20 protein-coding genes are annotated in these 21,302 nt (G+C 74.1%); 14 read left to right on the top strand and 6 right to left on the bottom strand.

The annotated features are described in order from the left end of the window. The first annotated feature begins 69 nt into the window (after window positions 1–69). Together ACIF6L_RS13685 and ACIF6L_RS13690 are read left to right on the top strand one after the other, a co-directional pair. A complete protein-coding gene (locus ACIF6L_RS13685) occupies window positions 70–825 on the top strand; it encodes a dienelactone hydrolase family protein (RefSeq protein WP_396489025.1) in 756 nt (251 codons plus the stop codon). A 316-nt stretch (window positions 826–1,141) separates the two neighbouring features. Further along, complete coding sequence (locus tag ACIF6L_RS13690; RefSeq protein ID WP_329485222.1) at window positions 1,142–1,603, top strand: ester cyclase; 462 nt, start codon at window positions 1,142–1,144, stop codon at window positions 1,601–1,603. A 66-nt stretch (window positions 1,604–1,669) separates the two neighbouring features. Here the strand turns inward: ACIF6L_RS13690 and ACIF6L_RS13695 are convergent, their stop codons facing one another. Next, window positions 1,670–2,959, bottom strand: a complete 1,290-nt coding sequence (locus tag ACIF6L_RS13695; protein ID WP_396489022.1) for an amidohydrolase family protein — start codon at window positions 2,957–2,959, stop codon at window positions 1,670–1,672. A gap of 224 nt (window positions 2,960–3,183) precedes the next feature. Then, a complete protein-coding gene (locus ACIF6L_RS13700) occupies window positions 3,184–4,677 on the bottom strand; it encodes an alpha/beta hydrolase family protein (RefSeq protein ID WP_396489020.1) in 1,494 nt (497 codons plus the stop codon). A gap of 326 nt (window positions 4,678–5,003) precedes the next feature. On the opposite strand from ACIF6L_RS13700, the gene ACIF6L_RS13705 reads away from it, so the two are divergent. Then, entirely contained in the window at window positions 5,004–6,293 is a 1,290-nt protein-coding gene (locus ACIF6L_RS13705; RefSeq protein WP_396489018.1) for a sensor histidine kinase, read from the top strand. Continuing rightward, a complete protein-coding gene (locus ACIF6L_RS13710) occupies window positions 6,290–6,949 on the top strand; it encodes a response regulator (RefSeq protein ID WP_396489016.1) in 660 nt (219 codons plus the stop codon). Before ACIF6L_RS13705 ends, ACIF6L_RS13710 begins: the two co-directional genes overlap by 4 nt. Before the next feature lie 274 nt (window positions 6,950–7,223). Here ACIF6L_RS13710 and ACIF6L_RS13715 read toward each other — a convergent pair whose 3' ends face one another. Next, window positions 7,224–8,396 carry an FAD-dependent oxidoreductase gene (locus ACIF6L_RS13715; RefSeq protein WP_396489014.1) on the bottom strand — a complete coding sequence of 391 codons (1,173 nt, stop codon included), beginning with the start codon at window positions 8,394–8,396 and terminating at the stop codon, window positions 7,224–7,226. Between the two features lie 131 nt (window positions 8,397–8,527). Here ACIF6L_RS13715 and ACIF6L_RS13720 point away from each other — a divergent pair, with 131 nt between their 5' ends. The 6 genes from ACIF6L_RS13720 to ACIF6L_RS13745 all read left to right on the top strand — a co-directional run bounded on the left by ACIF6L_RS13720 (window position 8,528) and on the right by ACIF6L_RS13745 (window position 13,132). Continuing rightward, on the top strand, window positions 8,528–9,250 hold the full coding sequence (locus ACIF6L_RS13720; protein ID WP_396489012.1) for a TetR/AcrR family transcriptional regulator: 723 nt from the start codon (window positions 8,528–8,530) through the stop codon (window positions 9,248–9,250). A 342-nt stretch (window positions 9,251–9,592) separates the two neighbouring features. Further along, complete coding sequence (locus ACIF6L_RS13725) at window positions 9,593–9,931, top strand: beta/gamma crystallin domain-containing protein (protein ID WP_380391752.1); 339 nt, start codon at window positions 9,593–9,595, stop codon at window positions 9,929–9,931. A gap of 269 nt (window positions 9,932–10,200) precedes the next feature. Continuing rightward, the gene (locus tag ACIF6L_RS13730; protein ID WP_329485211.1) at window positions 10,201–11,220 is read left to right on the top strand and encodes an LLM class flavin-dependent oxidoreductase; all 1,020 of its coding nucleotides are present in this window, start codon (window positions 10,201–10,203) and stop codon (window positions 11,218–11,220) included. A gap of 318 nt (window positions 11,221–11,538) precedes the next feature. Next, window positions 11,539–11,661 carry a hypothetical protein gene (locus ACIF6L_RS13735; RefSeq protein WP_329485210.1) on the top strand — a complete coding sequence of 41 codons (123 nt, stop codon included), beginning with the start codon at window positions 11,539–11,541 and terminating at the stop codon, window positions 11,659–11,661. 104 nt (window positions 11,662–11,765) lie between these two features. Next, a complete protein-coding gene (locus ACIF6L_RS13740; protein ID WP_359806800.1) occupies window positions 11,766–12,620 on the top strand; it encodes a glutathione S-transferase C-terminal domain-containing protein in 855 nt (284 codons plus the stop codon). A 212-nt stretch (window positions 12,621–12,832) separates the two neighbouring features. Continuing rightward, window positions 12,833–13,132 carry a hypothetical protein gene (locus ACIF6L_RS13745; protein WP_396489009.1) on the top strand — a complete coding sequence of 100 codons (300 nt, stop codon included), beginning with the start codon at window positions 12,833–12,835 and terminating at the stop codon, window positions 13,130–13,132. A 142-nt stretch (window positions 13,133–13,274) separates the two neighbouring features. Here the strand turns inward: ACIF6L_RS13745 and ACIF6L_RS13750 are convergent, their stop codons facing one another. Next, window positions 13,275–14,168, bottom strand: a complete 894-nt coding sequence (locus ACIF6L_RS13750; protein WP_396489008.1) for a LysR family transcriptional regulator — start codon at window positions 14,166–14,168, stop codon at window positions 13,275–13,277. Window positions 14,169–14,241: 73 nt separating this feature from the next. Between ACIF6L_RS13750 and ACIF6L_RS13755 the strand changes: the two genes are divergently transcribed. After that, window positions 14,242–14,655 (top strand): RidA family protein, encoded by a 414-nt coding sequence (locus tag ACIF6L_RS13755; RefSeq protein ID WP_396489007.1) that lies wholly within the window; start codon window positions 14,242–14,244, stop codon window positions 14,653–14,655. Window positions 14,656–14,720: 65 nt separating this feature from the next. On the opposite strand, the gene ACIF6L_RS13760 is transcribed toward ACIF6L_RS13755, so the two are convergent. Further along, a complete protein-coding gene (locus tag ACIF6L_RS13760; protein ID WP_352297006.1) occupies window positions 14,721–15,203 on the bottom strand; it encodes a DUF3291 domain-containing protein in 483 nt (160 codons plus the stop codon). 32 nt (window positions 15,204–15,235) lie between these two features. Then, window positions 15,236–15,967, bottom strand: a complete 732-nt coding sequence (locus ACIF6L_RS13765; protein WP_396489005.1) for a helix-turn-helix transcriptional regulator — start codon at window positions 15,965–15,967, stop codon at window positions 15,236–15,238. Window positions 15,968–16,171: 204 nt separating this feature from the next. On the opposite strand from ACIF6L_RS13765, the gene ACIF6L_RS13770 reads away from it, so the two are divergent. From ACIF6L_RS13770 to ACIF6L_RS13780, 3 genes are all read left to right on the top strand, one after another. Then, window positions 16,172–16,744, top strand: coding sequence for a hypothetical protein (locus ACIF6L_RS13770; RefSeq protein ID WP_396489003.1), 573 nt, complete (start codon window positions 16,172–16,174; stop codon window positions 16,742–16,744). 926 nt (window positions 16,745–17,670) lie between these two features. Further along, complete coding sequence (locus tag ACIF6L_RS13775; RefSeq protein ID WP_396489002.1) at window positions 17,671–19,068, top strand: acetyl-CoA carboxylase biotin carboxylase subunit family protein; 1,398 nt, start codon at window positions 17,671–17,673, stop codon at window positions 19,066–19,068. Next, the gene (locus tag ACIF6L_RS13780) at window positions 19,065–21,272 is read left to right on the top strand and encodes a PEP/pyruvate-binding domain-containing protein (RefSeq protein WP_396489000.1); all 2,208 of its coding nucleotides are present in this window, start codon (window positions 19,065–19,067) and stop codon (window positions 21,270–21,272) included. Before ACIF6L_RS13775 ends, ACIF6L_RS13780 begins: the two co-directional genes overlap by 4 nt. Window positions 21,273–21,302 lie beyond the last annotated feature (30 nt).

Genomic DNA, 21,302 nt, shown 5'->3' on the forward strand with positions numbered 1-21,302 from the left:
CGCCGCCCGGGCTCCGCCCCTTGTCGTGTGGACCACGGGTTCGACACATCAACCACGACAGGAGAGTTCATGCCCATCGAGACGCTGCGGATTCCCACCCCGGACGGCGAGGCGGACGCGTTCGCCGCCTTCCCCGACGACGGCGAGCGGCACCCCGGGGTGCTGATGTACGCCGACGGCTTCGGCATCCGGCCCGTGCTGCGGGAGCTGGCCCTCGAACTGGCCGGGCACGGATACTACGTGCTGGTCCCCAACGTCTTCTACCGGCACGGCCCGACACCCGTGCTCGACCTTCCCGCGCACATCGGAGCGCAGGCCCGGCCCGCGGTCTTCGCCCAGCTGATGCCCTTGATCGAGGCGCACACCGCCGAGCGCGCCCTGAGCGACGCCGAGGCCTACCTCGGATTCCTGACCGCCCGGCCCGAGGTCGGCGACGGTCCGGTCGCGGTGACCGGCTACTGCATCGGCGGTCTCCTGGCGATGCGCACCGCCGCGGCCCACCCCGGCCGGGTGGCCGCCGTCGCCGCGTTCCACGGCCCCGTGGGCGCCGACGGGCCCGGCCTCTTCTCCAGGCTCACCGCCCAGGTCCACCTCGGCCATGCCGAGGGCGACATGACACCCGAGGCACTCGCCGAGCTCAACCGGGCCCTGGACGCCGCGGGTGTCGACCACACCTCCGAGATCTACCCCGGCACCCTCCACGGCTTCACCATGGCCGACACCGACGCCTTCAGCCCGTCCGGGCTGGAGCGCCACTGGGACCGGCTGCTCCCACTCCTGGACCGCACCGTGGCCACGCCGGTCCGAGACGGACGGGTCGGGTGAATCTCCTGGCCGGCATGGAGTGCGAACGAGGCGGTGTCGGGGACACCGGTGTTCGCCGCCGCGCGTCACGTGGGAGAAAAGCCCGCAGGCCCGGACCGGGCACGCCCTGCTGCGCGCGTGTGACAGGGCCGGGACCGTCCCCCGACGTCGGCCCCGGCGGGTGTCCGGCGGGATGTCGCCGCGGACCGCGTCCACCGGGGAGAACTCGACGGGCTCGGGCGGCGCCCGCCGGTCCGTCGCGTGACGCCGGGGGCCGAACGGCTGATGAACGGGCCGCTTGCGTTGGGCGGGGCCCGGCCGACGGGAGAACGTTGGCATGCAACGTGACGAGATGCTGCACCTCTTCGAGGTCCACCGCGAAGCCGAGAGAGCGCGCGACTTCGATGCCGTGCTCGCGACCTTCACCGACGACTGCTTCTTCGAGACGGTGGCCCTCGGCCGCCGGGTCGAGGGGAAGGCGGCCACCCGTGCCGCTTACGCGGCCTTCTTCACCGCCTTCCCCGACATCGTGCCCGTCGACCAGGGCATGACCTTCGGCGACGACGTGATCGTCGTCTGGGGCGAGCTGCGCGGCACGAGCGGCGGCCCCTGGCTCGGTGTCCCGCCGGGTGGCGGGTCGTTCGTGGTGCCGTTCGCCAACGTCGCGCCGTTCAAGGACGGTCGGATGGCGGGCGAGCGGATCTACTTCGACCTCGCCACGCTCTGCGAACAGGCCGGACTGTCGACCGAGGAGATCAGGGCCGCCGCGAGAGCGGCGCCCGGGAGCGGTCCCGGCTGACACCCTGCCAGGCCCAGGCTGCGCCGGTCGGAGCGGCCGGGTACCGCGTGTGGTGCCGGCTCGCGGTCAGCGGGCCCTCCTCGGGGTGAAGGGGGACCGGCGTTCGCGCACGGCCGCCACCGCCCTGGCGACCTGGGCGTCGAAGGCGTCGAGCTGCTCGGCCTCGGCGGGGCTCGCGACGAAGGTGCGTCGGTCACAGGCCGTGCCCCCGCGCCAGATCCGTTCGATCGCGCGGGTCGCGGTGATGTCCGTCAACGGGTCACCGGACACCAGGACCAGATCCGCGCGCCGCCCGGCCGCGATGCGTCCCCGGTCGGCGAGGCCGAAGACCCGGGCCGGCTCGGCCGTGGCGGCGGCCAGGGCCCGCGCCGGGCCGATGCCGCACCGGACCAGGAGCTCCAGCTCCCGGTGCAGGCTCGCCCCGAACACGGTTCCCGGGTTCGGGGCGTCGGTGCCCGCCAGCAGCGTGATCCCCGCGTCGGCCAGCCGCCGTACGTTCTCTTCGGCCCGGGAGTAGGGCGGCATCGCCCGGCCGCGCCGGTCCGGGGCGGCCGAGGTCAACCGCCGTGTCCAGGCTTCGCCGAGCGGCCCGGCGAGCCGCGCGTCGCCCGCCACGGCCGCGCCACCCGGTTCACCGAGGGTGTTCTCGATGGTGGCGAGCGTCGGACCGACCGCGATCCCGGCCTCGGCCATGCGTCCGACCAGAGCCTCGCCCAGCTCGGCGTTCACGGGGACGTGGGCCAGCACGTCGACACCGGCGGCCACCACCTCCTCGACACCGGCCACCGAGCTCACATGGGCGACGACGAGCAGGCCGCGGGCATGCGCGGCGGTGACCAGCGCGGTGACGGTCCCGGAGTCCAACGACGGCCAGAGACCGCCGGTGCCGGAGATGATCTTCAGATAGTCCGAACCCGCCGCGATCCGCTCCGCGACGAACCGCTCGGCCTGGTCGGCGGCGGTCAGGGTCGGGAACGGGGCGTACATCAGCGACGGGTGTCCGTCGGGCGCCGTGGCACCGACACCCGAGGAACGCACATCGGCCACGTCCGGACGGGAACCGGCCTGCTCCTTGGCCCGCGCCACCAGGTCGGGCTTGCTGAACATGTCGAGAACGGTGGTGACGCCGAACGTCAACGACTGTGCGAGGGCGCCGGGGACGAGGTGCACGTGCGCGTCGATCAGTCCGGGGAACACCGTTGCGCCACCCGCGTCGACCACGTCGTCGCCGTCCCGGGCGGCCGGGGCCGCCGAGCACTCGGTGATCAGCCCGTCGGCGAACCGGACCGAAGTCCAGTCCCGCGACCTCGTGCCGTCGAACACCTTGGCGTTCACGATCGTCGTTGCCGCGGCCATGGCGTCCACCCCCGGGGGATCCTGAGTAGGGCGGGACGGCGAGAGACCACCCGAGGCCTCGACCTCACCGGCGCGGAAGCCGCCCGCCACGCAGGGAGTCTACGACCCGCGCCACCCACCGGTGCGGGGTCGGTGCCGTCCGCGGACGGCACCGACCCCGCACGAGCTCACCACGCTCGCCCGGCTCCCCCGGCCAACGCTGCTCAGCGGTTCGTCGGCGGCGGCTATCCGGGGCGGTGGACGCTGAGCTCGCCGTACGCCGGGAGGACGGCGGCCAGGTCGCCGGCCTGGTCGCCGGGTGCGCCTCGCAGGACGGCGTCCAGGAAGGCGCGGGTGGCCGCGGCGACGACGCGCGGGCTCTCGACGCGGCCCAGGGTGCCGACGATCGAGGGCACGGGCGGCAGATAGAGGGGGCCGTCCATGAAGGTGAGGTGCGCGGCGCCGGGGACGGTGAGCCGGTAGCTCGTCGCGGTACTGGACCCGAGCGCCTCGGTGAGGCGGGGCAGGTAGCGGGCGTCGGTCGCCGGGGTGATGGCCTGGGTGAGCGCGAGCACCGGCTGGACGAGGGACGGCGTGGTCGGGCCGTGGGGGAAGCCGTCCAGGTCGATGACGGCGTCGAACCGGCGGTCCTGCCGGGCCGCCTGCAGCGCCGCTGCCCCACCCATGGAGTGGCCGGCCACCGCGACCCGGCCGGTGTCCAGGCGTCCGTTCAGCGGGTCGGCGATCGCACCGCGGTCCAGACCGTCCAACTGGGTGAGGACGAAGCCGAGGTCGGCGGCCCGGATCGCGGTCCACCCGGCCGCGAGCTTCTCGTCCTCGTCCGGGTCGCCGCTGGAGGCGGTCTCGGTGGTGATCGTCCGGCCGTCGGCGAGGACGACGGCGGCGGAGTCGTACGGGTGGTCGAGGGCGGCGACCACGTACCCGTGGCTGGCCAGCTCCTCCGCCCAGGCGGTGTTCTGGGTGCGCACCCCGCCCGACCCGGGAGAGAACAGCACGACGGGGAACCGGCCCCCGCCACCGTCCACCGGGGCGTCGAAGATCGAGCGGGAGCGGGCGCGCGGAACCCCGTCGACCAGGAATCCCGGCAGGCCGACCCCCTGGGCGAGGGCGTCGGAGACGGTACGCGCCTCCTGCTCCGTGCGTCCGAGGTACTGGGCCCGCCGCGTGCCCGAGGGGCTCCGCTGCGCGGGGTACCAGAGCTGGACCACGACGGTGCGCCGGTCGTCCGGGTCGGCGGTGAAGGTCTCGGGGCGCAGCGGGTCGGTCCACTGCACCACCCGGGTGCCGACCGCGAAGTCGCCCGACGGCTCGGGGAAGACGGGTACGGGGAAGGCCCAGGCGGCCGCCGGGCCGGTGGCGATCAGGCCGGCGCAGGCCAGTGATCCGGGCAGCGCCAGCCACCAGCGGGCCCGCCACGCGGGTCGGCCGGTACGGCGTCGCCGCAGGGGAAGGACGGCGAACGGCAACGCGAAGGCGGCGCCCGCCAGTACCGGCAGCATCTGCCAGCGGACTCCCGCCACGGCCAGCAGGATCGCGGACAGCACCTCGACCGCCCCGGCCGCGATCGTGACGCGCGGGCGGGCGGCGGGGGGCAGCCAGCGCGCCACCACCAGTGCGACGGCGCCCAGCAGGACAACTATTTCCAGGGGGGACATGGACAGCCCCGTGATGATCTCGGTCACCCGCCCATCGTCGGCGCCGGGCCTGCGCCGCCACATCGATCCCGGGTCGTCGCCGGGTACGACCGCGGTCGTCGTTCGGAGCGGGCCCCGTACGACCGCGGTGGCAACCGACTGCGCCGGACCAGCGGCCGGCCTGCGACCACGGGAGGTGGCGCGGCTCCTCCTGCGGTCGTATGCGGCCCGGTGCCGATCAGTCGCTGGACTCATGTGCGTCGCGGGGCCCGTGACCTACCGTGAACAGGGCCGCGGTACCTGCCGTGCGGCGCGAGGCGGACGTTTCCCGTACCCGCCTCGGCTGCGGGTGGTACGCGGACGTGGCCCCGGCCGGGGCCACGCCGGTGCTGGATCGACAGGGACGTGCGATGACCGAGGCGGCCGCGGAACCCGGCGCCACCCACCCGGTGCGCCGCCGCGACCGGGGGCGGTGGGCGCGTACGGCCCTGCGGCCGGCGCGGTACGCCGACCCGGCCACCGGGCGGGCGGCGCGACCGGTACCCGCCGCCTGGCGCCGGGGCGTCCGGCTGCCACCCCTGGTCTGGGACTCGCTGTTGCCGGCGCTCCTGCTGCTCAACATCGTGACCACGGACGGGTCGCACGAGTTCCCGGCGGCCGTGGCCCTCACCGCCGCCCTCGCGCTGCCCCTGCTGTGGCGGCGCCGGGCCCCGCTCACGGTGTTCGCCGCCGTGACGGCCGCGGCCTTCGTCCAGTGGCTGATGGGCATCCAACTGCCCGCCGACGTGGCCCTGCTGGTGGCGCTCTACACGGCGGCCGCCAACTCGGGCCGCCGCGGGACGCTCGTCGCCGGTGCCCTCGTCGAGGCCGGCGCCCTGCTGGCCTGCCTGCGCTGGGCGCCGCACGGCGCGTTCCTGACCCCCTTCGTCGCGGTCACCGCGATGGTCGTCGCCGCCGCCGTGCTCGGTGTGAACGTGCGGACCACGCGCGCCTACCTCGCGGCCCTGGAGGAACGGGCCGACCGCCTGAGACAGCAACAGGACCAGCAGGCGCGCCTGGCCGTCGCCGAGGAGAGGACACGCATCACCCGGGAGATGCACGACATCGTCACCCACAACCTGTCCGTCATGGTCGCGCTCACCGACGCCGCCGTCTACGCGCAGCACCGGTCGCCCGACAAGGCCACCGCCGCGATGCTCCAGATCTCCGAGACCGGCCGACAGGCCCTGACCGACATGCGGCGCTCGCTCGGCATCCTGCGGACCGACGAGCCGGACGCGGAGCGCCACCCGCTGCCCGGCATCGCCCAACTGGAGGCGCTCGCCGACCAGATGTGCGCCGCCGGGCTGCCGACCGGCCTGGAGGTCCACGGCGGCTACACCCACATCCCCGCCACCGCGCAACTCACCGTCTACCGCCTGGTACAGGAAGCCTTGACCAACACTCTGAAGCACACCCCCGCCGGCACCCGCGCGACGGTCCGGATCCGGTGCTCGACCGGGGCCGTCACCGTGGACATCACCGACAGTGGCCCCCACCGGCCACGGCCCGCCGCCGCACCGTCCGGCCACGGCATCCCCGGCATGCGCGAGCGCTCGGCCGCCTACGGGGGCGCGCTGCAGGCCGGACCTCTCCCGGAGGGCGGCTGGGGAGTCCGTACCCGCCTCCTCCTCGGCAGCGGCGGAGCGTCGTCCGCATGACCATCCGCATCCTGATCGCCGACGACGAAGCCCTGCTCCGGATGGCCTTCGCCACCGTCCTGGAGGCCCAGCCCGACATGGCACCGGTCGGCGAAGCCGCCGACGGAGCCGAGGCCGTGCGCCTCGCCCGGGAGCTGCGCCCCGACGTCGTCCTGATGGACGTCCGGATGCCCGGGACGGACGGGATCGAGGCGACCCGGCAGCTCGTCGAGATCGCCCCGCAGAGCAGAGTGCTCATCCTCACCACCTTCGACCTGGACGAATACGCCTTCGCCGGACTCAACGCCGGAGCCTCGGGCTTCCTGCTGAAGAACACCAGGTCCGAGGAACTGCTCACCGCGATACGCAACGTCGCCGCGGGCGACGCGGTGGTGTCCCCGCGGGTCACCCGCCGCCTGCTGGAGAACTTCCGCCCGCACATCCCCGGCGGCGGCACCGACGGCGACGACCGGCTGAGCCGGCTCAGCGCCCGTGAACGCGAGGTGCTCGTCCAGGTGGGCCGCGGCCTGTCCAACAGCGAGATCGCGGCCACCCTGTACCTCGCGGAGGGGACGGTGAAGTCCCATCTGGGGCGGATCCTGCAGAAGCTCGAACTCCGCGACCGGGTCCAGGCCGTGATCTTCGCCTACGACAGCCGCCTCATCCACCCGGCGTGACGCCGGCGCCGCCGGTGGCGGCACCGGCCGGGCGCTCACGTCGGGGGGCCGGCACCCTTCAGGCCTCCAACGCGCCGGCGACCGGGCGTCCCGCCACACCGACACGGTGAGCCGACGGGACCGGCGGCGCTCGGTGGTCAGCTGCGGAGGGGACGCTGTAACTGATCGATGACCGGGGATTGCGTCCGACAGCGACGGACATCGCCGCAGCGGAACGGGATGGGAAGCTCTTCGACCACGTTGTTCGGCAGGAGATTCCGGCCGGACCGGCGGCTCACCCCACCGGTCCGCCGCCGGTGAAGAACTCGACCAGCCCGTACGGTGCCCGGTCGCCGATGCAGAGGTCCAGGATCGCGGACGCACGCGTCGCGGCGCTCGCGCTGCGGGGGAACAGCTCCGCCTCGTACGCGGCGAGGGCCGCTTCGGTGTCGCCGGGGTGCGCGGCGATCGCCCGCCCGAGCTCGGCGCCGTCGAGCATCGCGAGGTTGGCGCCCTCGCCTGCCGGGGGCGCCAGGTGTGCGGCGTCGCCGAGCAGCGTCACCCCGGGCACGCGGTCCCAGCGGTGACCGACCGGCAGTGTGTGCAGGGCGCGCCCGACGGGTGCGCTCTCGCCCTCGGTGATCAGCGCGGTGAGCTGGGGGGCCCACCCCTCGAACTCCGCGGCCACCGCGGCCCTGGCCGCGTCGGCGTCGGCGAAGTCGATCCCGGCGATCCAGTCGGCGGGGCGGGTCAGCTGGACGTAGGTGTGCAGCACTCCCTCGGCCTCCCGGTGGGCGGAGATCCCCTGCCCGGGGGCGAGCGCGAACATCGACCCGGCGCCGACCGCCGCGGCCGCCGCCGGGTGCCGCTCGTCGGCGTCGTAGAGGTAGGTCTCGACGAAGCACGTGCCGAGGTACTCCGGCTCCGCAGCGGAGAGCAGGGGCCGGATCCGGGACCAGGCGCCGTCGGCGCCGACGAGCAGTCCGGTGGTCACGGCCGACCCGTCCGTGAACGCCACCTCGTGCCGGCCGCCGCCGAGGGGCCGGGCCCCGGCGACCTTCCGCCCCCAGACGACCGTCCCTTCGGGCAGCGATTCGACCAGGATCCGGCGGAGGTCGCCGCGGAGCACCTCGGGGCGCCGGCCGGTGCCGTCGTCGGGCTCGTCCAGCAGCACCGTGCCGTGCCGGTCGAGCACCCGGGAGGCCTCGCCGCCCTCGTGGATGATCGCGCGGAACTCCTCGGTGAGGCCCGCCGCCGCCAGTGCGCGCTGCCCGTCGTGCTCGTGGATGTCGAGCTGGCCGCCCTGCGTCCGGGCCTGCGGGGAGGGCTCGGCCTCGTAGACCGTCGCGGAGATGCCGTGGACGTGCAGGACGCGGGCGAGCACCAGCCCGCCGAGCCCGGCGCCGATGATCGTGACGGGAGTGCCGGGAGTGCCGGGCGCGTTTGGCACGGTCGGTGCGGTGGTCATGGCGGTGCCCTCTCTGCTCGCGGGCGGTCTCCGCCCGGCCGAACGGTGGAACGTCGTTCCAGGGCCAGACTGGAACACCGTTCCAGTCCTGTCAAGCTGGAACGGTGTTCCAGGTGTGCCAGGATGGAGGCATGGCAACCAGCGCGCGCCGCGCCGAGCGGCGGGAGGAGCGGCTCTCCCGCGAGCGCATCGTCGAGACGGCCGTCGAACTCCTCGACCGTTCCGGCGAGGGCGGTCTCACCTTCCGCGCCCTGGCGCAGCAGCTCGCCACCGGCCCCGGCGCGATCTACTGGCACATCGCGAACAAGGACGAGCTCCTCGGCGCGGCCACCGCCGCCGTCCTCACCGGCGCCCTCACCGCCGCCGCCCCCGGCAGCACGCCGCAGCAGGCCGTCCGCTCCCTGGCGCTGGGCGTCTTCGACGCGATCGACGCCCACCCCTGGGCCGGCGCCCAGCTCGCCCGGCCCTTCTCGCCGTCGCCGCTGCTGCGCCTGATGGAAGGCCTCGGCCGCCAGGTCCAGGCCCTCGGCGTCCCCGAACCCGAGCTGTTCGGCTCGGCGTCCGCCCTGCTGCACTACATCCTCGGGGTGAGCAACCAGAACGCCGCCAACGCCGTCGCGGCCGCCACCCACCGCCCGCCGACGAGCCGGACCGCCTTCCTGGCCGCCACCTCCACCGCCTGGGCGGAGCTCGACCCCGACGAGTTCGCGTTCGTCCGCACCGTCGCCGGCCAGATGCGCGAGCACGACGACCGCGAGGAGTTCCTCACCGGTGTCGACCTGATCCTGACCGGCATCACCGCCCGGATCCGAGCGGCGGCCCCGCCGGCCGCCGGGCCCGCGCGCGAGGTCTGACCCCGGCCGTTCGGCCGCCGGGTGCCGAGCCGTCGCGACTGGCTCCGGATCCGGAAATCCCGGCTCCTCGGCCGGCCTCGTGGGAGCCGCTCTCCACGAACGGGTGAAATTCCTCCCCGGTCCTTCGTGTCCGGAACGTATCCGCCGGACGGGGGAACGGCGGTCGCTATGTTGGCTGTCCCGGACCCCCTCGGCCCGGGCCCCGGCCGGGGCCCGGGGCGATCTCCCGTCGGTTCCGTGCCCCGGCGACCTCAACGCTCCGCCAGGGCGCGACACCGCCGACGGGGCCGGGCACCATGCGTCGGTTTCCCCCAGCAAGGAGAGCTCGTGCTTTCGAAGAAGATGAGGCTCGCGCGTTCCCTGGCCGTGGCACTCGCCACGGCCACCGCGTTCACCATCACCCTGCCGAGCGGCAACGCCTACGCCATCAACCACGTGGAGTGCGTCGGTGGCGAGGACTTCCTGAAGATCTGGTCGCACCTCGACGGGCGCCAGAGCGTCGACTGCTACGCGAACGCCGGAAGGACGAGCTTCGGCAACTGGTGGGTCGACCGCATCTCCACCGGGAACAACGACCTGATCTACTACGACGCCAACGGCGACTCGGTGCGGATCGACCGCTGGCACGACATCACCTTCCCCAACAACCCTCCGAAGGTGAAGGACATCCAGATCCTCTGACGCGTTGACGGTTCCGCGGCGGACCGCCGCCCTGCGCGCGGGCGGCGGCCCACGCGGAACCGACCGGGCGACGTCTCTCGCCCCCGGACCGCGCGGTCCTTGACGGGCGCGTCACGTGCGTGTTTCCCCGGATTGCGCTTCCGGTGGAGCACTTGAGCGCCGCCGGGCGTTGTGTGAGTGTGGGGCCGACGTCCGGTGATCGAAATCCGGGCCGTGACAGTCGAACCGCGCAGCTCCGACCGGGCCCGTCGCGGAGGACGGAGGAACCGGTGCCCTCGCCCTCGCAACCGCTTCGGAAGCTGGGATTCCTGACCATCGGCCTGTTCGACCCGGCCGATCCCCGCCACGGGCACGAGTCGACGCTGCGGCTCGTCGAACTCGGCGAGCGCCTGGGATTCGACAGCGCCTGGCTGCGCCACCGGCACCTGCAGTACGGGATCTCCTCACCCGTCGCGGTGCTGGCCGCGGCCACCCAGCGCACCAGCCGCATCCACCTGGGCACGGCGGTCATCCCGCTGGGGTGGGAGAACCCCCTGCGGCTGGCCGAGGACCTGGCGACCGTCGACCTCCTGTCCGGCGGCAGGCTCAACCCCGGTGTCAGCGTGGGCCGTCCCGGGCACTACGACCGGATCGCCCCCGCGCTCTACCCCGACACCGCCGAGGCCGAGGACTTCAGCTACGAACGGGTGCGCCGGCTGCTGGACTTCGTCCGCGGCGAGCGGGCCACCGACTTCAGCGGGACCGAGGGCATCGAGGTGTACTCCGACCGCGTCCAGCCCGTCGCGCCCGGTCTGGCGGACCGCCTGTGGTACGGCGGCGGGAGCCTGCGCTCGGCCCGGTGGGCAGGCGAGCAGGGGCTGAGCCTGCTCACCAGCAGCGTGGTGCGGGCCGAGGAGTCGGAGGACTTCGCCGAGATCCAGCGCTCGCAGATCGCCGCCTTCCGCGCCCACCACCCCGCCGGTGCCAGCGCCCGGGTCTCCCAGGGGCTGGTCGTCATCCCCACCGACGGGGCCTCGGCGCAGCAGCGCGCCAAGTACCGCGCGTACGTGCGGAGTCGGATTCCGCGCACCACTGCCCCGCAGGGACCGGCGCGGATGCTCTTCGCCCCGGACCTGATCGGCACGTCCGCCGAGATCGCCGAGCAGCTCTACGCCCACGCCGGGTTCCGGGAGGTCGACGAGGTCGTCTTCGCACTGCCGTTCTCCTTCGACTTCGAGGACTACGTCCAGATCCTCACCGACATCGCCACCGGCCTCGGCCCCGCGCTCGGCTGGCGGCCCGCGCACTGAGACACCCCTGCCGCGGCCGTCCCCGCGGCGCGCCTGACGTGAAGTCAGGGGGCTCCGGCCGGGCACCGCGCCTCGGCGGCCCCGCCGGGGCCCGGGGGGTGAACCCACGGCCGGCGCACCGGCGTTCGCTACGAGCCTCCGTCTTCTGCGGGCGCGCCGGTCCGGCCGGAGCGGGACGCGCGTCCCACCATGCGGGACGGTCGGTCCTCCGGTGCCGGGGCCCTTGACGCGGCGCGGATCCGGGATGACACTCCGGAGCAGGAATCCTCGAACGTGGGTGGGAGAGCCGTGAGGCACGCGGAGCCGGTCGTCGATGGCGTGGCCCACGCTGTCCGGCTGCGCCCGGTGCTGACGTGCCGCCGCCACATCGACCTGCAGCGGGTCTGCAGCAGCCTGGCAGGAGCGCCCGCTCCCCACGGCCCGGCGGCCCTCGCCGTCTGATTCCCCACCGGGCACTCGCCCGCCCCGAGTTCCGCCCTCCCCCGCTCCTCCCGCACCCGATGCGTCGCACGCGCGTGCGCGCACCCCCGACCCCTGGGAGACCCATGTCCGACGCCTCCTCCTCCGCCGTCCCCTCCCTCCGCGGCCGGATCGGCCGCGACGCCCGCAGCGGGTACTACGCCGTGCCGCACCGCTACCGGCTGCACCTCACGCTGTCCTGTCCGCACTGTCTGCAGATCGCCGTCACCCACAGCCTGCTCGGCCTCGACGACACCCTCCCGGTGACCCTGCTGCCGGCGCTGCCGGACGACGGCGCCGGCGGGTACCTGGCGCTGCGGCCGCTGTACGAGGCGAGCGCGCACCAGTACCCCGGGCCGGCCGTGGCGCCGGTGCTCAGCGACAGCTGGAGCGGACGGATCGTCAGCACCGACACCACCGAGATCCTCACCGACCTGGCCCGGCGGTTCCCCGGCCCCGACCTCCACCCGTGCGGCCTCGACACGGCGATCGAGGCGGTCCGGGAGCTGTGCGAGCGGAGCATCAACGCCCCGGCCCAACGCGCCGGCCGGGCCGACGCCACCGCGGCCGAGCGCGCGACGGCCCTGCGGAGCCTGCTCGACGGGCTGGCCGCGATCGAGCACCGCCTGGCCACCCGGGAGTTCCTGCTGGGCGAGGAGCTGACCCTCGCGGACGTGGAGCTCTGGGTGACCCTGGTGCGGCTGGACACCGTGCACCGCTGGCACCTGGACGCCACCGCCGTGCATCGCATCGCCGAGCACTCCCGGGTGTGGGCCCACGCCCGGCGGCTCGCCGGACACCCCGCCTTCGGCCGCCACCTCGATCTGGACGGCATCGCCCGCCGCCACCACACCCGCTGCCAGGGCGAGGAGGCCGCGGGCGCGGCGATCCAGATCGTCGACTGGGCGGAGCACGCCCGGCGGCGGGTGCACTCCGGCTGAGCGGCGGCGTCGGCCGGGAGGTCACCACGAGCCCCTAGCTGTGCCGGTAGCTCGTTGCTCCGGCCGCGCCCCGTCGCCCGCCTCGTTCCCGTCGATGCCGGAGAGGTCGGAGAGGCGGCTGGTCCGGTCGGCTGTCACGGCGTGCGCGTGGTGGCGGCCGGGGGTTGGCTGGTCGGGGTGGATACCTGGACGCCGATGAAGGAGGAGTGGTCATGGCCGTGGTGATGTCGATGCTCTGGGCCGACGCGACGCCGGAGCAGTACGACACGGTGCGGGACGCCGTGGACTGGGAGCAGGTCCCCGGGGCCGGGGGACAGCTGCATGTGGCCTGGTTCGACGCGCGGGGTCTCCACGTGACCGATGTGTGGGAGTCCCGGGAGGCGTTCGAGGCGTTCATGGCCCAGCACCTCACCCCCGCGATCGCGACGGCCGGGATCAGCGGGGCTCCGGAGGTGTCCTTCGCCCCGCTCCACCGCCGGTACGTCGCGCCCGGGATCACCGGCGCGGCATAGCGACTCCTGACACGTGCACCCCGGCGGCGCCGAGCTCGTACGGCGCCGCCCGCCGGGGCGGCCGGACCGTGCCCGGCCCGGCCGCCCCGACCACCCGCCGGCCCCCAGCCGGAGCGTGCCGCCACCTGCCCACCGAACGGGTTCAGGGTTCGCGACGGGCTTCCTCCAGGAACCGCGCGACCAGGGGATTCCGGTCGTCGCGCCGCCAGGTCATCGCGACGGTGGTGCGTGTGGTGTTCGGCTCGATCCGGCGGTACGCGACGCCTTTCAGCCGGATCCGGCGGATGCTCGCCGGGGCGAGCGAGACGCCGAGCCCCGCCTCCACTAGCGCGGAGACCGTCTGCCACTCCACCGCCTGCTGTCCGAGGCGCGGCTCGAATCCCGCGTCGCGGCACAGGTGGAGGATCCGGTCGAGCACTGTCGGTCCGGCGCTGCGGGGCAGCAGCACGAACGGCTCGCCCGCCAGCGCCTCGACGGGGACCACGCGTCGGGCCGCGAGGGGGTGGGACCGCGGCAGGACGGCGACGAACTCCTCGGACAGGATCACCTCGTTCAGCAGCCCCGGCTCGTCCGGCGGCTCCCGCAGGAGCCCGAGGTCGATCACCTGCTCGTGCAGGGCGGTCACCTGCACCGCCGTGGTCATCTCCCGGATCTCCATCTCCACCGCGGGGTACCGGTCGTGGTAGGCGCGCAGCAGGCCCGGCAGGACACTCAGCGCGAGTGACCCGGAGAAGCCGATCCGGATGCGACCGGCCTCGCCGTCGGCGACGGCCCGCGCCGCGCTCAGCGCGGCGGCGACCTCGTCGAGCGCGTGCCGCGCGGCCGGCAGGAGCTCCTGTCCTGCCGCGGTGAGCGCGACCCGGCCCGGTGCCCGGGTGAACAGCGGGTGCCCGACCTTCGCCTCCAGACGGCGGATCTGCTGGCTGAGCGGCGGTTGTGCGATGCCCAGCCGCTCCGCCGCGCGTCCGAAGTGGAGTTCCTCGGCGAGCACGGCGAAGGCGTGGAGTTGGTGCAGTCCGAGTTCCGGGCGATCCATACCGCCAGAGATATCACACGATGGTTTCCGTGCTATTGGACATATCACCCGCTGGTTGCCTAGCTTTCGGCGCATGACAGAGCGACGCGCGATCCTGAGCGGTTCCACCTTCGAAGAGGAGATCGGCTACGCCCGGGCGGTGGTGGACGGCGACCGGGTGCACGTGTCGGGGACGACCGGGTTCGACTACCCGACCATGACCATCTCCGACGACGTGGCGGAGCAGGCGGAGCAGTGCCTGCGCAACATCGCGGAGGCACTGGCACAGGCGGGTTGCACCTTCGCGGACGTCGTCCGGGTCAGGTACCTCCTGCCCGATCGCGAGGACTTCCCGCCGTGCTGGCCCGCCCTGCGCCGCACCTTCGGGGCGGTGCGACCGGCCGCGACGATGCTCGAATGCGGCCTCTCCGACCCCCGGATGAAGATCGAGATCGAGGTCGACGCACGACTGCCCGCAGGGCCGGGTACCGTCTCCGCCGTTGACTGACCCGGCAGGCGGCGCCCCGGACCGGGTGGCCCGGCCGCCGACCGCCGTCGAGGGCGGAGCCGGTGTCACGGCGCGGGCTGCGGGGCGGCCTCGGTGGGCGTGAACGAGGACGCGAAGGTGAAGGCGCGGGGAGACGGACCGTGCTCCCGCAGGTCGGCCAGTCGCGCCAAGGCCTCGCCGACGGTGGGGAGGTGACCGGCGGGGATCCACCAGAGCACCAGGTGTGCCTCGGCGTGCCGGTGGAACCATTCGCGCCGCCGTCGTGTCGCGTCCAGGTGGCCACTGCGGTAGGTGAAGTCCCAGAGGGCTTCCTGGCTCTCCCACACCGACAGGTTGACGATGACGTTCTCGCCCGCCGGGCGCAGTCCGGTCGCGTCGGCCTCGCCGTCCTCGGTGAGCCGCCACACGAAGCCTGGCGCACCGTCGGCGGCGGTGTTGATCGGTTCGAGCAGCTCGACGAACGGCGCGGTGCGGGGGTCGTCGAGGGGGTGCCGGAGGGTGGCGACATTGAGCTGGGCCAGGTGGAGGGCGTGCGTGGAGGAGGTCATGGCCTCATCCCAGCACGGCTCGCTTTTCTATGTCAATCAGTATTGGTTTTAGAAGGCTCGACGATCACGCAGCAGTCCCCGGGCCGCGCGTCCATCCGGGCGCGGACGGGGCCGTCCACTCCGAGCAGCCCTTCCAGGAGGGCCAGGTTCATGCCGCAGACGAGGGGCGGAAAGCGCTCGGAGACCGCGTGGAAGGGACAGTTGCGCATGCGGACCACCCCCGCTTCGGCCACCGCCCCGGTCGCCCCCTCGACGCCGTCGGCGGCGTCGTCGCCCTCGGCACCCCGGTCCTCCCCGAGGGTGTCCAGACGCGGCTCGTACCCGCGCGCGGCCAGCAACTCCATGGCCTCCGCGAGACCGCCGCAGGGTTCCGCCGAGCCGCGCAGCGCCTCCCCCCGGCGGCGCGCGGCCGCGTACAGCCCGGAATCCAGCCCGGCCTGCTCGGCGGCCTCCGCGAGCAGCTCGGCGACGGTCCGGTAGTCACGGGCGGGCAGGGACACCGAGCGCTCGCCCGGCGCCCGCGTGTACACCTTGGCCGGACGGCCCGCCCCCGGCCCCGAGCGGCCCGACAGCCGACGGCTGCCGCTCTCCAGCAGCCCGGCCTCGGTCAGCCGGTCCAGATGGTGCGCGGCGAGAGTGCGCGCCACCCCGGCCGCCTCGGCGGCCTCGTTGCGGCCGACCTCGCGGCCCTGCGCCACCACGTACTCGTACAGGCGTCGCCGCACCGGATCCTGCAACAGTGCGATCGCATCGATGTCGTTCACCCCGCCATTCTAGGAACAACGTGGATCGGAGATAGAAGGGTCGTCCTCGCCCCCGACCGCCCGCCGGCCCCTTGGTGGCCGGGCCGCTCGACCCACGCTCGGGTCGTTGCCGGGAGGGTGTGGGAGAGTGGCGCCCGGATGATTTGAACGCGTTCAATCCTGGGGGTGGAGTGATTGGGCCAGCGGAGTGCTTCCGTCCGGACGGTGTTCGTGGCCGTTGCGGTGGTACTGCTCGGTGCGTTGCCGGTCGGGGTGGTCGTGTGGTTGCCCGCCGAGCACGGGACCATCGTCTTCTTGGAGGCGGTCGTGGGGGTGGCCGTACTGATCCTCTTGGCCCGGCTGGCGACCGGCCGGTCGGCGGAGCAGTGGAGGTGTGAGCTTCACTGGGTGGGAAAGGCGATGGTGCGTTACCTCGCCTGCTGTTTCGTTCCACCGGCTCTGGTGTTCGTCGTGCTGGGGCTGTCGGCGTCGGGAGGACGGGGCCGGGACGGGTTCGCGCGGGCGGACTTCGCGACGTACGTGTGGCCGCTGTCCATCGTGGCTTGCCTGGTGACGTTCCCCATCCTCGTGCTCCTTCTGGCGGTGGCGCCGAGAGCGGGCCGGGGTGGTGGGGTGGGAGCCGTCGTCGCCCTGCTGCCCAGTGCCCTCCCGCTGCTGGTCGGGCTCATGTTCGGGTCCTGGTCGGCCGTGCTGCTGGTGGTCCTCCAGGTCCTCTACGCGTGCTTTCTGATGCCGGGCTGCCTGGACTGGATGCACGAGCGTCCCTTGGACGACTGACGGTCTCGGCGACGGGGTGATCCCCCCGGAGACCACCCCGTAGGGGAGCCCATCGCTGCCGTCGTCACCTGGGCGAGGTCCCGCCCCGCTTCGTGTACTGGCGGGCCGAGGAGCAGCGCGGTCGGCGGGGGCGCGTCCCGGCGGCCCTGCTGAGGGTGGCGCGGAGGTCGAGCCGCTCGCCCGCGGAGAGGAGCGCCACGCCCTTCCCGGGACGGCGGGCCGGCAGCCGCCGGGCCGAGCGGTGCCCGACCCACCACGGGCGGGAGACGATTCCGGCCATCGTCGGCTGCGGCGAGGCGGGCGGCACGGGCTGGTGGGGGCCGGCGTCCGACGGCCCCGCACGATGCCGGTGGAGGATCCCGGGCCGGGCGTCGAACCGGCCCGCCACCTGGCTCTGCCGCGGCCACGGCGGGCGGGGGCGGGCCCAGCGGTCCGAGGCCCAAACGGGCGCTGCCGCCGCGTACCGGCGCTTCTCCGGTGCCGCCCGCTCGCGACTTCGCCGGTCATGGTCGGCGCGGGGGAGCGGAGTGCGGCGCCCGGCGGGTGCGGGCGCGGCCCCGATCGTGCGGGCGTGTCCGGGCGGGGTCGGGCTGCCGACCGGGTCCGGTGCCGGTGGCCTGTGCCGGGTGGCGGAAAGTCTCGGTCGGGGTCCAGTCCGATTGGTGCATGACAAGCATGGCTGCTGAGGATAGAGACAGGCCCGGCCCGAGGCGGAGATGCACTGCCGACGTCAGGCCGAAAGCACGTGACGGCCGGTCAGCTGCTGCTGTCGGCAACGGTACAACCGGGCATCCGTCCTCCGGTGCGGTGCACGCCGCACCGGGGTGCCGCGCCCCCGCCGTGGTCCGGGCGCCCGAGGACGGGCCGGCCACCGGGCACCCGACACGACAGGCAACGTCCCTGTCCGCCCAACCCCGAGGAGCGAGATGAGCAGCATCCTGTTCGTGCATGCGAGGGGCGGTCCGCCCCTGGAGTACGCGGTCCCGCGCATGGCGGCGCACGGCGAGGTCCATCTGCTGGCGCTCGCGCCACTGCCGCAGGTCACGGCGGACACCTGGCGGCCGGCCTGCGCGTCGGTCACCGAGGCGCCGCCCGCGGGCGGGACGGCGCTGGTCGAGCTGATCGCCGACCACGCCGAACGCGTCGCGGCGCAGGCCGTGCTGACGTTCTCCGAGTACGCGGTGGTGGCCGTGGCCCTCGCCTGCCGCCGGCTCGGGCTGGCCGGCCCGGGGGAGCACGTCGCGGCGGCCCGCGACAAGCGCCTGATGCGGCGGATCTGGCGTGACGCCGGCGTACCCGTCCCGGGCTTCGCCGAGATCCACGGCGCCGCCGACATCGACGAGGCGTTCCGACGGCTGACCCCGCCGCTGCTGCTGAAGGCCGCGTGGAGCGCCGGATCGACCGCGCACCTCACCGTGCGCGACGCCCGGGAGGCGGGCCGCGCCTGGCGGCTCGGCCGGTCCGTGATGGCCTCCTCCGCCGAGGAGGGATACGCCGAACTGCACGCCGCCGACGAGGGGGTGAGCGACTTCCTGCTGGAGGAGATCGTCACCGGCGGCACCCGGGGCTGGTTCGCCGATCCGGGCTGGGGCGACTACGTCAGCGTGGAGGGCATCGTCGCCGGCGGCGTCTACCACCCGCTGTGCCTCACCGGCCGGCTGCCGACCGTCCCGCCCTTCACCGAGCGCGCGAGCATCGCTCCGGCGGACCTGTCCGAACCCCTCCAGCGCCGGATCGAGGCGGCCTCCCGGGCCGCCGTGGACGCGCTCGGTCTGGACACCTGCGCCACCCACACCGAGATCAAACTCGCCCCCGGCGGACGGGACATGTGGCTGATCGAGACCGCCGCCCGGTTCGGGGGCGTGATGACGACCCGGCAGGTGGAGGCCGTCTTCGGACTCGACATGATCGGCATGCTGACGCGCGAACTGCTCGGGCGGCCCGTCGCCTACCCGCCCGCCATGCTCACCGGCGCCGGGGGCACCGGGCCCGCCGGGGCCGCCGGGGCCGCCGGCTCGCTGGTGATCCTCGCCGCCGACCGCGCGGGCGAGCCCTGGAGCGAGCAGCCGCGCTGGGACTTCGACGCCGTGGACTGGACGGACCTGCTCAGCCCCGGCTCCACGATCGAGCCGGTCCGGGAACGCAGCCTGCCCGCCGGCACCCCGATGCCCGCGTACGAGCGGGCCGAGGGCGCCAACACCATGGCTGCCCTGTGCTTCCTGACCGCGAGGTCGGCGGACGTCCTGGTGGCGGACTGCACCCGGATCATCGAGGCGTTGCCCAAGGCACTGACCGCCCACCTGACGACCGGAGCGAGCCGGTGACCGCCCACCCCGGCGCGTCGGCGGGCGCCGAAGGCCCGCAGACGAACGAGGCCACGAACGCGGCGCCGAACGAGGCCACGAACGCGGCGCCGAACAAGGCCACGAATGCGGCGCCGAACGAGGCCACGAACGCGGCGCCGGACGGCGCGCCGCTCGGCACGGAGACCGACGCGATGCTCGGCACGGAGAGCGACACGGACACCGGGACCGAGACCGGTGCGGTGATCGGCGCGCGTCTCACCATGCCGCTCTTCGAACGGCTCTGCGGCACGCTCGGCGGCCATCCCTACGTCAAGGTCGTCGTCGACCGGCACAAGGCGTTGTGGCACATCCTCGACAGCGCCGTGCACCCGTTCCACGTCGACTACATCGCCACCACGATCGAGGGCCTGACCCTGGAGGAGCTCGACGCCGACCTCGACGGCTTCAACCGGAGCGTCTACCAGGACCCGGACCGGCGCTTCCTGCTCGGCGTGCTCTCCCTGCACGCCGGCGATCAGGTGAACCGGCCCAGCCAGGCCGACCAGCCCAGCCGGTCGACCGAGCCGTTCATGGTCCTGGAGACCACCGAGGCCGACACCATGGGCGCCGACCTGCTCACCGAGTTCCACCGCTTCGTCCGCGAGCACCTCGACCAGTCCCTCGCCCTGCTGGTGAAGCCGGCCAACCACGCGCAGGAGAACGCTCTGGCGGCCGTGCCCGAGAGCGTCCTGCCCCGGACCGGCTCGGACGCGCTGCTCGCCGCGCGGCCCTTCGTCCCGCTCACTCTGGGCTCGGCCACCGGCCGGCTGCGCGCCTTCGCCGACGCGGACGCGTACCGCGCCGCCCGGGCGGACCTCACCTGGTACGACATCGTGGCCATGCCGGTCGTCCCCGACGACATCCCCCGGCTGGCCGGCCTGGTCAACGCCCTGCCCACCACCCCGCTGTCGCACACCAACATGCTGGCCGCCGGCTGGGGGATACCCAACGCCATCGTGCGCGGCGCCCTCGACCGGATCGCCGCTGACGACCTGGACGGCGGCTGGGTCCGCTACGAGGTCAGTGCTGACGGCGTCACCATCGAGCGGGCCGAGGAGCCGGCCGACCTCACCCAGCCGGTCTGGCACACCCAGCGCATCCGGATCGACGCCCCCCGGGTGGAGGACGTACCGATCGTGCCGCTCTCCCGGCTGCGCGCCGGGGACCGCCGCGGCTACGGCACCAAGGCGGCCAACCTGGGCGAACTCCACCACGTGCTGCGCCACGGATCGGCCCGGCTGACCGGCTACTACTCGGTGCCCCGCGCGCCGCGACCCGACCTGCTGGGCCACCTGGCCGGGCGGCTGGGGGTGGCCGCGGACGCCGACCTCGTCCAGGCGGCGGCGGACTTCCTGTCCCGGCACGTCAGCGCGCCCGAGGGGATCGCGGTGCCGTTCGCCGTCCAGCAGCGCTTCCTGGACTCCTCCCGGGCCGTGCAGCAGAGCATCGGCAAGCTGAAGATGGCGCTCGAACTCGGCGCGATGGACGCGGTCGACTCGGTCTGCGTCCAGCTCCAGCACCTCATCGTGGCCACCCCCGTCCCCGACGACCTGGTGCGGGCGCTGGACGCGCACGCGGTGCGCCACCTCGCCGGCGCCGGGCGGCTGGCGGTGCGCTCCTCCTCCAACGCCGAGGACCTGCCGGGCTTCTCCGCCGCGGGCATCTACGAGTCGCACACCAAGGTCACCGACCTGCCGGGCCTGCTCGACGCGATCCGCCAGGTGTGGGCCTCGCTGCTGTCGCCGCGCAGCGTCCGGCTGCGCCACGAGGCCGGCATCTCCCTGGACGACACGTTCATGGGAGTGATCGTCCAGCGCTACGAGCCGTCCCCGCTCGGTGGAGTGATGGTCACCTGCAACCCCACCAACCGGGCGGACTTCCGCAACGTCTACCTCAACTGCGCGCCCGGCTCGACCTCGGCGGTGGTCGACGGCACCGCGCTGCCGCTGCAGTACCTCTACAACACCGTGGAGGGCGGCGGCCGGACGCTCTCGCTCGGCGCCGCCGCCGAGGACCTCGACGCCGAGACCCGGGCACACCTCGGCCGGCTCGCCCTGGCCGGACGCCTGCTCCAGTCCCACTTCGCCGCGGACTACACCTTCGCCGCACCCCTCGACGTGGAGTGGCTGCTGGCCCCCGGCGGCCGGGTCCACCTGCTGCAACTGCGCCCTTACAACGGCTGAGCGGCCGCGGAACCACCTCCCCGACGCGAA

This window comes from Kitasatospora sp. NPDC086009 (assembly GCF_044540385.1).
Classification (GTDB): domain Bacteria; phylum Actinomycetota; class Actinomycetes; order Streptomycetales; family Streptomycetaceae; genus Kitasatospora.

Excerpts from the sequence above, each read along its gene's own strand:
- ACIF6L_RS13685 (WP_396489025.1), top strand. The coding sequence starts at position 70 with ATGCCCATCGAGACGCTGCGGATTCCCACCCCGGACGGCGAGGCGGAC.
- ACIF6L_RS13690 (WP_329485222.1), top strand. The coding sequence starts at position 1,142 with ATGCAACGTGACGAGATGCTGCACCTCTTCGAGGTCCACCGCGAAGCC.
- ACIF6L_RS13695 (WP_396489022.1), bottom strand. The coding sequence starts at position 2,959 with ATGGCCGCGGCAACGACGATCGTGAACGCCAAGGTGTTCGACGGCACG.
- ACIF6L_RS13700 (WP_396489020.1), bottom strand. The coding sequence starts at position 4,677 with ATGTGGCGGCGCAGGCCCGGCGCCGACGATGGGCGGGTGACCGAGATC.
- ACIF6L_RS13705 (WP_396489018.1), top strand. The coding sequence starts at position 5,004 with ATGACCGAGGCGGCCGCGGAACCCGGCGCCACCCACCCGGTGCGCCGC.
- ACIF6L_RS13710 (WP_396489016.1), top strand. The coding sequence starts at position 6,290 with ATGACCATCCGCATCCTGATCGCCGACGACGAAGCCCTGCTCCGGATG.
- ACIF6L_RS13715 (WP_396489014.1), bottom strand. The coding sequence starts at position 8,396 with ATGACCACCGCACCGACCGTGCCAAACGCGCCCGGCACTCCCGGCACT.
- ACIF6L_RS13720 (WP_396489012.1), top strand. The coding sequence starts at position 8,528 with ATGGCAACCAGCGCGCGCCGCGCCGAGCGGCGGGAGGAGCGGCTCTCC.
- ACIF6L_RS13725 (WP_380391752.1), top strand. The coding sequence starts at position 9,593 with ATGAGGCTCGCGCGTTCCCTGGCCGTGGCACTCGCCACGGCCACCGCG.
- ACIF6L_RS13740 (WP_359806800.1), top strand. The coding sequence starts at position 11,766 with ATGTCCGACGCCTCCTCCTCCGCCGTCCCCTCCCTCCGCGGCCGGATC.
- ACIF6L_RS13745 (WP_396489009.1), top strand. The coding sequence starts at position 12,833 with ATGGCCGTGGTGATGTCGATGCTCTGGGCCGACGCGACGCCGGAGCAG.
- ACIF6L_RS13750 (WP_396489008.1), bottom strand. The coding sequence starts at position 14,168 with ATGGATCGCCCGGAACTCGGACTGCACCAACTCCACGCCTTCGCCGTG.
- ACIF6L_RS13755 (WP_396489007.1), top strand. The coding sequence starts at position 14,242 with ATGACAGAGCGACGCGCGATCCTGAGCGGTTCCACCTTCGAAGAGGAG.
- ACIF6L_RS13760 (WP_352297006.1), bottom strand. The coding sequence starts at position 15,203 with ATGACCTCCTCCACGCACGCCCTCCACCTGGCCCAGCTCAATGTCGCC.
- ACIF6L_RS13775 (WP_396489002.1), top strand. The coding sequence starts at position 17,671 with ATGAGCAGCATCCTGTTCGTGCATGCGAGGGGCGGTCCGCCCCTGGAG.